The sequence below is a fragment of the Microbacterium sp. genome (assembly GCF_026393345.1).
GTDB lineage: Bacteria > Actinomycetota > Actinomycetes > Actinomycetales > Microbacteriaceae > Microbacterium.
Map to the genome: position 1 here is coordinate 1 of NZ_JAPLAI010000023.1, position 10,245 is coordinate 10,245.

Genomic DNA, 10,245 nt, shown 5'->3' on the forward strand with positions numbered 1-10,245 from the left:
GATGAGTCGTCCGGTCAGCACGGCGGTGGCCGCCCGCTCATCCGTGATGGCGGTGTTGATGGTGGTCGACGCGGCATCCTGCGCCGACGCACTCAGCGGTACACCGTTCTGCGTCGCCAGCTCCGCGGCGCGCTTCGTGAGTGACGCGACGAGCTGGCGACGCTGACGCCCGAGCTGTGTGAGCTCCTTCGCATCGAGGTCGTCTTGCGCCTCTCGAAGCGCCGCCGCGAGTTCGACGGCTTGCGCGAGCTGTCCATCGCGGACCAGCAGGTTCACCGCCCACGCGGCGACGGCGGGCTTGCGGAAGGCTTTGATCTGCTTCGCGAGGTCACCGGACGCTTCCCCCGCCCTCGCATTGCGCGCCGCCGTGAACTCCTCGGGCGGGAGGGAGTAGAGGGCGTCGGCCGCCGCGTCGAGGGCGTCCGGCTTCTCAGGCATACCGCCATTGTCCGTCCCCACGCCGGAGGCCGTACAACCGACACCGCCTTCGGCACATCATCCGATCATGTAGACCATGCCGCGGTTTTCCTCGGCGAGAAGGGCGATGAACCGGCGGGCCGCGGAGAGATGCGACATCACGTACGCGTCCTCCGAGTCCGGTGCGGCCGCCGCCCCACCCGCGTGACCCCGTCGAATGGTCTCCGTCCGCTCGAGCCCCGCAACGTCAGCGGCGATCTCCGGGATGTCGCTGGGTCGCAGCGTCCGCACCCACGCATCCCACCCGAACCCGTGCATCGCCACGTGTCCCTCGAACATGCGGTACGCGGGGCGAGGTGCGTCACCTCGCGAGACGGGGGCCGTGAGCGCCTGCAACTCACGCCACGCCTTGTCGAGGTAGAGCAGGTCGCGCTCGGGAACAGCCTGCTCGAAAGTGGTGTAGCTAACGGCGGCGCCGGGCTCGAGCCCCCACGCATCCGCGAGAGGGTCAGCCGAGAGGATGCTGTGCGGATCGGCGAGAGCTCTCTCGGTCAATGGCGCGTCGAAAGCATATGCGTAATATCTGATTCCCATGCCGCCAGCGTTGCCGGAAGGCATCCGCGTGAGCGGCCGACGACGCTCATCTGTGCACGGCGGGCGTTCCGCGGTTGGTGGGGAGGAGAGGTCGCGCTCAGCGCCGGTGCTTGATCCCGACGAGGAAGTAGGCGGCCGGGCCAATCCAGTTGACGAGGATCGCCGGGATCCACACGAATTTGGGGCCGCGCACGTTGGCTGCCGGGCGCCAGGAGAGGTCCCAGAAGGCGAGGAAGGCGAAAGCGGCCTGCACGACGCCCGCAACGCCGAGTCCGACCTTGGCTCCGGTCGAGAGGCTGGTGGGGTCAGTCTTGGTCATCGTGATCCTCCTCGTGAGTGTTGAGATCAGGGTAGTGAGGGCGGCCGCGTTTCGTCTCGCCCTCCCGCAACAATCGCTACGGGGTCGGTCTGATCGACAGGTCGGTGATCTGGGCATCGCGGGGCAGGTCGAGCATCGTCAGCATGCTCGTCGCGACCGACTCCGGGTCGATGAACGCGGCGGGGTCGTAGTCCTTTCCCTCCTGCTGGTGCACCCGGAGCTGCATCGGGGTGGCGGTGCGCCCCGGGAAGATCGACGACACCCGGACGCCATACGCTGCCTCCTCCGCACGCAGCGACTCGGCGAGCGCCTTCAGCCCGTGCTTGGATGCGGCATAGGCAGCCCAGTCCGGAGCCGCCCGCAGCCCCGCACCTGAGTTCACGAAGAGCACCTGCCCTTTGCTCATCCGCAGCTGCGGCAGGAGGAGTCGAGTGAGTTCGGCCGGGCTCACGAGATTCACGTTGAGCTGCGATTCCCAGAGCGCGACCGGGAGGTCGATGACCGGCCCGAGGTCGACCACCCCAGCGATGTGGATGAGCGAGTCGATCCGGTTCGGAAGGTGCTGCTTCGATAGCGCCCATGACAGCCGTCCGGGCGTCGCGAGATCGGCGACGATCGTCTGTGCGCCGGGAAACCGCTCTTCGAGCTCCCGTGCACGACCCGGATTGCGGGCGAGGAGGACGAGGTCGTCGCCGCGGGCGTGCAGACGTGCGGCGAGCGCGGATCCGATACCGGAACCCGCGCCGGTGAGCAGGTGAAGGGGCATGGCCCCATGCTCGCACGGGCGGGCGTCGCGCTAGCCCCACACGGCGCGGCCCAGCGTCGCATCGTCGATGCGCGACACCAGCGAGGTGGCGGCATCTTCGGCCAGTTCCACTCGCATCTCCACCCCCGCGCCGTGCCGCACGTCTTCGATCACTCCGCCGTACGCCTCGACCTCGCGCCGGAGTACCCCCTCGAATGCGTACGGCACCGTGATCTGCAGCACCCGCATCCGGATGAGGGGAACGCGGTCGACGCCCCGCAGCGCCTGTGCCACGGCGTCCGTGTACGCGCGGACGAGACCGCCGGCGCCGAGCTTCACGCCGCCGAAGTAGCGGACCACGGTCGCGAGCACGCCCTCGAGGTCCTGATGGCGGAGCACGTCGAGCATGGGACGGCCCGCCGTGCCGCCGGGCTCTCCGTCGTCGTTCGCCGCGGAATGGCCGCCCGCCATGAGCGCCCAGCAGACATGGCGGGCGTCAGGATGCTGCGCGCGCAACTCCGCGACCCGCGCCACGGCCTGCTCACGACCCGACACCGGTTCGACGCATCCGAGGAAGCGACTCTTCTTGATGACGAGTTCGCTGTGGCCGGGAGCTGCGAGCGTGAACGGCATCGGGGCGGCTACTCAGCCGCGACCGGCACGCCGCAGGCTCGTTCCGGACACGACGAAGAGCGCACCGAGGCCCACCACGAGGGCGCTCACGCCGTAGGCGAGCACGGAGGTCATGAGTGAGGTGCGGAGGGATGCGGCGGTGGACAGCGCCGCGCTCTGCCCGCGGAGCTTCTTCTCCTCGTCGCTGCCGGATTCCACGGTGCGGAGCGCCTCGCTGATGTCGGCGAAGGTGCGCCCGCCTGCGCTCTGCTCGGCGTTGCGTTTGATCACGAGCGCCTCGACATATGCGGTCACGGGCCCCTGGACGGGCTTGCCGGCGAGCGCAGGCGCGTTCCCCGGCACGGTGATCTTCTCGTCGCGCAGCTGCGTCGTGACGGTGACCCACGCGGCGGTACCGCCGGCGAACAGCAGGGTACCGGCAGCGGTGGCGAGGCGTCCGACACGGACGAGAGCGGATGCGATCTGCGGCGAGGTCATGGGGAGCCTTTCGGTTCGGGAAACAGCTGAAAGGAATCCTTCCAGGGTTACGACGGCCCGGCGTGCAGGGCGGCCACGTGGCCCGACCATTCCCGGAGCAGGGCCTGCACCGCATCCGCTGCGTCGATCGAGGCGTTATGGCCGGCACGATCGAGGAGGGCGTAGGTCGCGTGCGGGAACCGCTGGGCCAGCGCCCACTGATCCTCGAAGCCGACGACCGCATCCTGCCGTCCAGTCACGATGAGAACGGGGCACTCGAACCCCGTGAGCCGGTCATCCGGCGACTCGGGCAGTGCGTAGTTCTGCTCCAGCCGTGCCATGGCGCGGACGTTCGCGGCTCGGAGGCCCGGGAGCACCGACCGCCGGAACCGTTCCCCGTTCGCCGGCGACTGCACCACCGCGAGCTCGGTGTAGGCGGCGGCATCGTCGGTGTTGAGGCCCGCAATGAGCGCGGGGTCCGCGTCGAGGACGACGGCTGCCGGCAGGGTGCGGTTCTCGCGCACCGAGTCGACGACCGGCGCGATGAGCGCCATCCCGAGGCACTCGTCGGGGCGGCGTGCGACGAGGTCTCGGGCGAGGAGCCCGCCGAGGGAGGTGCCGACAACGGCGAACGGCGACGACCCGATGAGCTCCCCCACCGCATGGTCGAGCCAATCCGCCAGCTCGGGGAGCCCGCCGGGAGCGTCGAGCGGTGGGGTCTGACCGAAGCCGGGAAGGTCGAGGTAGAGGCGCTCCCACGGCCCGCCCTCGAAGGCAGCGTCGAGATCGAGCATGTCGCGGTGGTCGACGCCGTTGCCGTGGAGCCCACGCGCACTGAACGGGTGACCGGGCGCGTGATCCCATCCCGCCCTGCGTGAACGGCGGGTGCGCTCTCTGGACCGCCCCCCGGTGAGGGCTGGCGCCCCGACTCATGCGCGGTTGCCTCGGGTGCCGGCCGCCGCCGTGGCCCTCACGCGAGCGACAGGAACAACTTCTCCAGGTCGGGCAACGTCAGCCGTTCGATCGCCACGTCGGTCTCACCCCTGGAGTCGACGAGGCAGTCCTTCATCGCGGTGGCGATGATCTGGAAGCCTGCCCTGTCAAGCGCAGAGCCCACGGCCGAGAGCTGCGTCACGACCGCTGTGCAATCGTCCCCGCGTTCGACGGCGGCGATGACCGCGTTCAGCTGGCCTCGCGCGCGATTGAGTCGATTCAGTATCTTCCGCTGCGCGCTCGCGTCCACCTGCGCCATGAGGATCTCCTGTCTGTCCGAAGACGGTTGCGTTGTTCATGATACCCCTAGGGGTATAGTATGAGAAATACCCGCCCGGGTATTCAGAACAGAAGGGCACTCAGCGATGTGCAGAGCAGCGACATGTGGGACGTGCGGAAAGACGACGTGGGCCGGGTGCGGCCAGCACGTGGATGCGGTGCGCCGCACCGTTCCCGCATCCCAGTGGTGCGCAGGCCACGAGGCGCCGAAGACCTCGCCGCGGGGCCGCGTCTTCTCGAGGTTGTTCGGCCGATGAACCGGGAGTTGACGCCTCCGCGCAAGCTCGTGATCGTCGGCGGCGTCGCCGGCGGCATGTCCACCGCGACCCGCATGCGGCGACTCGATGAGACCGCGCAGATCACGGTGTTCGAACGCGGCCCTGAGGTGTCGTACGCGAACTGCGGGCTGCCGTACTTCATCGGCGGTGAAATCGCCGATCGCGCATCACTGTTGCTGCAGACGCCTTCGTCGCTCCACGGGCGCTTCCGCCTCGACGTGCGCGTGCGCCACGAGGTCACGCGAATCGACCGCGATACGAAGTCGGTAGAGGTGCACGACCTGACGACTGGTGATCGCTTCACCCAGGCCTACGACACCCTCGTGCTCGCGCCGGGCGCTCGACCGCGCCGCGAGGAACCCGGGGCCGACATCCCCACGCGGAGTCTTCGCACGCTGGCGGATGCCGATGCCATCGATACGGAGCTCGCGCGACCGGGACTGCCGGTCGTGGTCATGGGCGGCGGCTACACCGGACTCGAAGCGGTGGAGAACCTGGTGGCGCGCGGTGCGCGCGTAACCCTCGTGCAGCGCGGCCCGCAGGTGCTGTCGCCGCTGGACCCGGAGATGGCGGCGCCGCTGGTGCCTCTGCTACGCAGCCACGGCGTGGACGTGCGGCTCGACACCCAGCTCGTCAACACGCAGAAGGGATCGGTGTACCTGAGCGACGGCACGGTCATCCCGGCGTCACTCATCATCGATGCCTCCGGCGTCGTGCCCGAGAGCGATCTCGCCGCGGCCGCGGGCTTGGCTCTGGGCGAGACCGGCGGCATCCGTGTGGACGAGCACTGTCGCACGACCGACCCCGATGTCTTCGCCGTCGGTGACGGTGTCGAGAAGATCGATCAGGCGGGCGAGCGCGCGCTGGTGACGATGGCGGGGCTCGCGAACCGGCACGGGCGAATGGTCGCCGATGTGATCGCCGGTCGCCCCGCGACGGTGCGCCCTACCCTCGGAACCGGCATCGTCAGGGTGTTCGGTACCGCTGCGGCATCGGTGGGCATGAACGAGAAGCGGTTACGCGCCGCGGGCCGGCCGTTCTACACGGTTCACGTGCACCCCGGCTCGCACGCCGGGTACTACCCGGGCGCCGAGCCGCTGGCGATGAAGCTGATCGCGGACCCAGAGACCGACCGCATCCTGGGGGCGCAGATTGTCGGCCGCGACGGTGTCGACAAGCGTATCGACGTGATTGCGACCGCGATGCACGCCGGCCTCCCGGCGGCAGAACTCGCTCACCTCGAGCTCGCCTACGCCCCGCAGTTCGGATCCGCGAAGGATGCGGTGAACATCGCGGGCTATGTGGCGGAGAACACCCGAACCGCCACCACTCCGACGGTGCAATGGCACGAGCTCGATACGTTGCATGCGGCCGGCACGACGCTCATCGATGTGCGCTCCGCGGAGGAGTTCGCCGCGGGAGCCATCCCCGGCGCGGTCAACGTGCCGCTCGACGAGCTGCGCGACCGGCTCGACGAACTCCCCGAAGGACCACTCGTCGTGCACTGCGCCGTGGGGCTGCGCGGCCACATCGCGACCAGGCTGCTCCGCGAGCGTGGACACGACACCCGCAACCTCGACGGCGGCTATCGCACCTGGTTGGCGGGCACCATGCGCTTGACCACGCACATGCCGGACACGGTCATGCGGTCGCCAGCACCCGAGGTGTGATCGCCAGGGACGCCGTCTGCGTCGGAGAGACCTCCGCCGCGCACGATTGCGCGGCGGCGCCCAGGCGACTTTCGTGCCGACACCCGGCGGACCGCACAACAAGGGTGGTCCGTCCAGCCGTGCGCGCCCGGTCGTGATCAGAACGGTGCGGCGTCATGGACGGCCGTGCCGGCGAGCTCGTACGCATCCGGAGCGAAGTGCACGGCGGGCACCGGTGGACGGTCGACGTAGACCTTCCCGAGCGGCGAGGTCCACTCGATGACGCCGTGGTCCAGCTGCCTGACCTTCCAGGGCGTGCAGTGCCGCATCGAATGATGTCGCCGACACAGGTGGCAGAGGTTCGTGATCTCGGTCTTCCCGCCGAGCGCCCAATCGTGGTTGTGGTCGACGTCGGATCGGATCGCGGGCATGGTGCACCCGAATCCCCGGCACCGTTGGTCGCGACCTCGGAGGTACCGGTCCATGCGTGCTGGTCGTTGATAGGTGTCGACCTGGAGGACGGTCCCTGATACCGGTTCGGTGAGGATGCGCTCGAGCGGTGAGCCGGTGGTCTCGGCGAGCTCACGTGCGGTGTCGGGGTCGATCGGAGCACGCCCGATCAGGCTGGCCGGTCCGTCGTCGGTGCCGAGGAGGGTGAGGGCGGACACGACGACCTGCACCTTCGCGCGGAGCGCACCCAGCAGGCCCGGCCCGTCGTCACTGCGGGTCGGGTCGGCGCCCGCGGCCGAGGTGAGGAGCATGTCTGCGAAGAGGTCTGCCCGCAGCTGGTCCATCGTCCGGGCGTCCGTCGCGGCGACGGCCAACGCGCCGTCGTCCACGTTGAGCAGCGGCCGCGGGGCGGCGTTCAGTCCGGCGTCGGCTCCGGCCGCGCCGCCGGCCGCAGCGCCCGGAATCTCCGCACACCCAGCCCCCGCATCCGCGGCCGCCTCCCGTTCACGCTGCCGGCGCTCATACGTCGCCTGTTCCCGGTGATCGGTCAGAAGGTGTGCTTGCTGGGTGAGACGGTCGTAGATGCCGTCGGCGAGCAGCGTCGGGAGCACCGCGATCAGTTCGGACATTCCGTCGCGCAGCGGCCGCAGGCAGATCTTCCGCTGCAGCCTCGCGTCGCGGTGCCGCTCGCCCAGGGTGCGAGGATGCATCCGCTCGACCAGCACGGCAAGGTGCTCTCTCACCCGGTTCGGGGTCTCGCTCTCGCACAGCTCCAGCGCGACCCGCTCGTACTCGCTACGGGTCTCGGCCGGGAGAATGATGCCGAGGTCGGTGATCACGCGCACGTGGGAACGGTTGATCCGCCCCGACTCCCACGCGTCCAGCGTGGCCGGGTAGTCGTGCACGAGTTCACGCGCGTCGTCGATCTGGCGCTGCACCGAGCGGTCGGTCAGCCGCAGCACTCCGGCGAGCTCGGCCGCGATCGATCGCAGCGCTATCTCCTGCTCACGCACCTTCGCGGAGCTCCGCGCGGCCTGCTTCTCCGCCAGATCGGCCGCCCTGGCGAGCGCGCGGATGCGGCTGACCTGCACCTGTGCGTCCAGCATCCGAGTCCGCTCGACGTCGGCCACGATCTCAGCCAGCTCGGCGTTGTCGCCATCGCTGTTTGATATCTCGACTGTCGAATGCATGTTCTAAGTTTGGCACTACCCTCCGACATGAGCTGCGAATATTCGTCACTGTGGAGAAGTGCGGCACCTACACCGCCGCCAAGGATGCCGAGCACCACGATCAGCCACGCCGGCATGCCTCACGCCCGCGCGCTCAGACGTCGCCCGGATGCCTAGCCTCGCGGACTCAGGCCCACGAATGCACTCTCACACCGTGGGCATCGACGGACATGACGCCCGTGCGATCAGGCTCGAACGAGGCCGTCCAACAACACTCCGGTCATGTGCCCACCGTCCGCGGCGAGCCGGCTGAGTGCGGGGATGAGGTCCTCCGCCGAGACGTCGGAGCGGATCGTCCCGTCCGCGGCGCCCGCGTCGAGGATGCGCTGCACGCGCGGGGCCAGCTCCCCGAGGAAGTACGCCGGGAGTGGCTGGTAGGCCGGGTCACCGGAGTGGAGCGCACCGGCCAGCCCGCGCTTGGTGGCGACGACGTGCGCGAAGCTCTCCGCCCACAACCGCAACGCCTGGGCCGGCGGATACTCCGCAGCGAAATCCTCCGCTGCCTGGGCGGCGGCATCCACCTCTCGCCGGAAGACCGCGATGATCAGGTCGGAGCGCTGCGGATAGCTGCGGTAGATGGTCCCCACCCCCACCCCTGCGCGGGCGGCGATGTCGCGCATCGGGGTGTCCGCACCGGTCTCGGCGAATGCGGCCTTCGCCGCCTCGAGCACGGCCTCCGAGTTGCGCACCGCATCCGCGCGCCGCCGCGGCGACGGAGCCTGGGCCTGGGCCATACGACACTCCTCTTCACAAACGGAACGATGTTCCGTATAGTTACGGAATGCTGTTCCGCTTAGTCAGCGTACCGGCTCATCCCCTCATCCGCGACGCACACTCAGGAGCCCGTCATGAACTACCGCCCCCTCGGCCGCACCGGCATCCACGTCTCTCCCTTCGCCCTCGGCACCATGATGTTCAGTTCGTTCGGTAACGGCGACCAGGCCGAGGTCGATCGGATGGTGTCGCGCGCGCTCGACGCCGGCATCAACTTCATCGACACCGCCGACGCGTACGCCGAGTCCGAGGAGATGGTGGGACGCGCCCTGCGCGGCCGCCGCGACGACGTCGTGCTCGCCTCGAAATTTGCCCGCCCCATCGATCAGGACCCGAACCACCGCGGCGGCTCTCGCCGCTGGATCGTCACGGCGGTAGAGAACTCGCTGCGAAGGCTGCAGACCGACCATCTCGACGTCTATCAGATGCACCGTCCCGACCCCGACACGGATATCGAGGAGACCCTCTCCGCGCTGAGCGACCTGGTCCACAGTGGCAAGGTACGCGTGATCGGCTCGTCCGACATGCCGGCGTCCGAGATCGTCGAGGCGCAGTGGGTGGCCGAGCGCCGCGGGCTCGAGCGCTTCCGCGTGGAGCAGCCGCACTACTCCCTGCTGGATCGCTCCATCGAGCGCGAGGTCCTCCCCGCGGCACAGCGCTACGGCATGGGGACAGTCATCTGGAGTCCGCTCTCCAGCGGCATGCTCACCGGACGCGTGCGTCGGGGCCAGGAGAGCGACCTGCGCCGCACGCAGCTTTTCGCGGCACTGCGCGACGAGCGCCGCATCGACGCGGTCGAGGAGTTCGCCGCGCTCGCCGACCGAGTCGGTCTCCCGCTCACGCACATGGCGCTCGCTTTCGTCATCGCTCACCCGGGTGTCACCGCTGCCCTCCTCGGCCCGCGGACCCCGGAACAACTGGACGATCTGCTCGGCGCGGCCGACGTCGAGCTGACGGATGACGTGCTCGACGCGATCGACGCGATCGTGGCCCCCGGCACCGGCGTGGGTCGCATGGACCAGGAGTACAGCACGCCGCCCATCCTCGACGCGACGCTGCGCCGGCGTCCCGCATCCCACCGCGCGGCGGCCTGAACCGGCCCGGGGCGGGCATCGCGTGCCTAGGCTGAGACCGTGGCCGATTCCCGCCCCGACCCGCGCGCGTGCCCTACGTGCGGTGACCCGCTCCGCTTCGAGATCCTCGACGACGAGCGGTTCCTCGTCGCGTGGTCGTGCCTCGAGTGCGGACTCGTCCGCACAACGGAACCGGCGTAGGGGACGCCGCCCCCTCGACGCCTGCGGTGGGCTGTCGAATGTGGCAGCGGGCTCACGACGCCGCCGTCTACAACATCACTCCATCCGGGTCTTCATAGCGGGCAACCCGTAGTACGCGATGGCGTTGAAGACTTCGAGCACCACCTCTTCATGCC

Annotated in this window: 11 protein-coding genes and 2 pseudogenes; 3 read left to right on the forward strand and 10 right to left on the reverse strand. The window is 69.4% G+C overall.

Annotated features, from left to right (window positions below; all coding sequences use genetic code 11):
- From NT132_RS02740 to NT132_RS02775, 8 genes and pseudogenes are all read right to left on the reverse strand, one after another.
- A pseudogene (locus NT132_RS02740) lies at positions 1 to 438 on the reverse strand (transposase); the annotation flags it as partial.
- A gap of 57 nt (positions 439 to 495) precedes the next feature.
- Positions 496 to 972, reverse strand: a complete 477-nt coding sequence (locus tag NT132_RS02745; RefSeq protein WP_297784411.1) for a hypothetical protein — start codon at positions 970 to 972, stop codon at positions 496 to 498.
- Between the two features lie 136 nt (positions 973 to 1,108).
- A complete protein-coding gene (locus NT132_RS02750; protein ID WP_297784414.1) occupies positions 1,109 to 1,330 on the reverse strand; it encodes a PLDc N-terminal domain-containing protein in 222 nt (73 codons plus the stop codon).
- A 76-nt stretch (positions 1,331 to 1,406) separates the two neighbouring features.
- The gene (locus NT132_RS02755; protein ID WP_297784417.1) at positions 1,407 to 2,096 is read right to left on the reverse strand and encodes an SDR family oxidoreductase; all 690 of its coding nucleotides are present in this window, start codon (positions 2,094 to 2,096) and stop codon (positions 1,407 to 1,409) included.
- 30 nt (positions 2,097 to 2,126) lie between these two features.
- Positions 2,127 to 2,708, reverse strand: coding sequence for a YigZ family protein (locus NT132_RS02760; RefSeq protein ID WP_297784420.1), 582 nt, complete (start codon positions 2,706 to 2,708; stop codon positions 2,127 to 2,129).
- A gap of 12 nt (positions 2,709 to 2,720) precedes the next feature.
- Complete coding sequence (locus NT132_RS02765) at positions 2,721 to 3,185, reverse strand: aromatic ring-opening dioxygenase LigA (protein WP_297784423.1); 465 nt, start codon at positions 3,183 to 3,185, stop codon at positions 2,721 to 2,723.
- 47 nt (positions 3,186 to 3,232) lie between these two features.
- Positions 3,233 to 3,976, reverse strand: a pseudogene (locus NT132_RS02770) (alpha/beta fold hydrolase); the annotation flags it as partial.
- A gap of 158 nt (positions 3,977 to 4,134) precedes the next feature.
- Entirely contained in the window at positions 4,135 to 4,416 is a 282-nt protein-coding gene (locus tag NT132_RS02775) for a metal-sensitive transcriptional regulator (protein ID WP_297784426.1), read from the reverse strand.
- Between the two features lie 273 nt (positions 4,417 to 4,689).
- Between NT132_RS02775 and NT132_RS02780 the strand changes: the two genes are divergently transcribed.
- Positions 4,690 to 6,384: an FAD-dependent oxidoreductase gene (locus tag NT132_RS02780; protein ID WP_297784428.1), complete on the forward strand. Its 1,695-nt coding sequence runs from the start codon at positions 4,690 to 4,692 to the stop codon at positions 6,382 to 6,384.
- Positions 6,385 to 6,521: 137 nt separating this feature from the next.
- On the opposite strand, the gene NT132_RS02785 is transcribed toward NT132_RS02780, so the two are convergent.
- On the reverse strand, positions 6,522 to 8,003 hold the full coding sequence (locus NT132_RS02785) for an HNH endonuclease signature motif containing protein (protein ID WP_297784430.1): 1,482 nt from the start codon (positions 8,001 to 8,003) through the stop codon (positions 6,522 to 6,524).
- 224 nt (positions 8,004 to 8,227) lie between these two features.
- Positions 8,228 to 8,776 carry a TetR/AcrR family transcriptional regulator gene (locus tag NT132_RS02790; protein WP_297784433.1) on the reverse strand — a complete coding sequence of 183 codons (549 nt, stop codon included), beginning with the start codon at positions 8,774 to 8,776 and terminating at the stop codon, positions 8,228 to 8,230.
- Between the two features lie 114 nt (positions 8,777 to 8,890).
- Between NT132_RS02790 and NT132_RS02795 the strand changes: the two genes are divergently transcribed.
- Together NT132_RS02795 and NT132_RS02800 are read left to right on the forward strand one after the other, a co-directional pair.
- A complete protein-coding gene (locus tag NT132_RS02795) occupies positions 8,891 to 9,910 on the forward strand; it encodes an aldo/keto reductase (protein WP_297784436.1) in 1,020 nt (339 codons plus the stop codon).
- 39 nt (positions 9,911 to 9,949) lie between these two features.
- Positions 9,950 to 10,090, forward strand: coding sequence for a hypothetical protein (locus NT132_RS02800; protein WP_297784441.1), 141 nt, complete (start codon positions 9,950 to 9,952; stop codon positions 10,088 to 10,090).
- Positions 10,091 to 10,245: the final 155 nt, after the last annotated feature.

What these genes read in the sequence shown, in the direction of transcription:
- NT132_RS02780 (WP_297784428.1), top strand. Translation starts at nt 4,690, where the DNA reads ATGAACCGGGAGTTGACGCCTCCGCGCAAGCTCGTGATCGTCGGCGGC.
- NT132_RS02750 (WP_297784414.1), bottom strand. Translation starts at nt 1,330, where the DNA reads ATGACCAAGACTGACCCCACCAGCCTCTCGACCGGAGCCAAGGTCGGA.
- NT132_RS02795 (WP_297784436.1), top strand. Translation starts at nt 8,891, where the DNA reads ATGAACTACCGCCCCCTCGGCCGCACCGGCATCCACGTCTCTCCCTTC.
- NT132_RS02755 (WP_297784417.1), bottom strand. Translation starts at nt 2,096, where the DNA reads ATGCCCCTTCACCTGCTCACCGGCGCGGGTTCCGGTATCGGATCCGCG.
- NT132_RS02760 (WP_297784420.1), bottom strand. Translation starts at nt 2,708, where the DNA reads ATGCCGTTCACGCTCGCAGCTCCCGGCCACAGCGAACTCGTCATCAAG.
- NT132_RS02775 (WP_297784426.1), bottom strand. Translation starts at nt 4,416, where the DNA reads ATGGCGCAGGTGGACGCGAGCGCGCAGCGGAAGATACTGAATCGACTC.
- NT132_RS02790 (WP_297784433.1), bottom strand. Translation starts at nt 8,776, where the DNA reads ATGGCCCAGGCCCAGGCTCCGTCGCCGCGGCGGCGCGCGGATGCGGTG.
- NT132_RS02785 (WP_297784430.1), bottom strand. Translation starts at nt 8,003, where the DNA reads ATGCATTCGACAGTCGAGATATCAAACAGCGATGGCGACAACGCCGAG.
- NT132_RS02765 (WP_297784423.1), bottom strand. Translation starts at nt 3,185, where the DNA reads ATGACCTCGCCGCAGATCGCATCCGCTCTCGTCCGTGTCGGACGCCTC.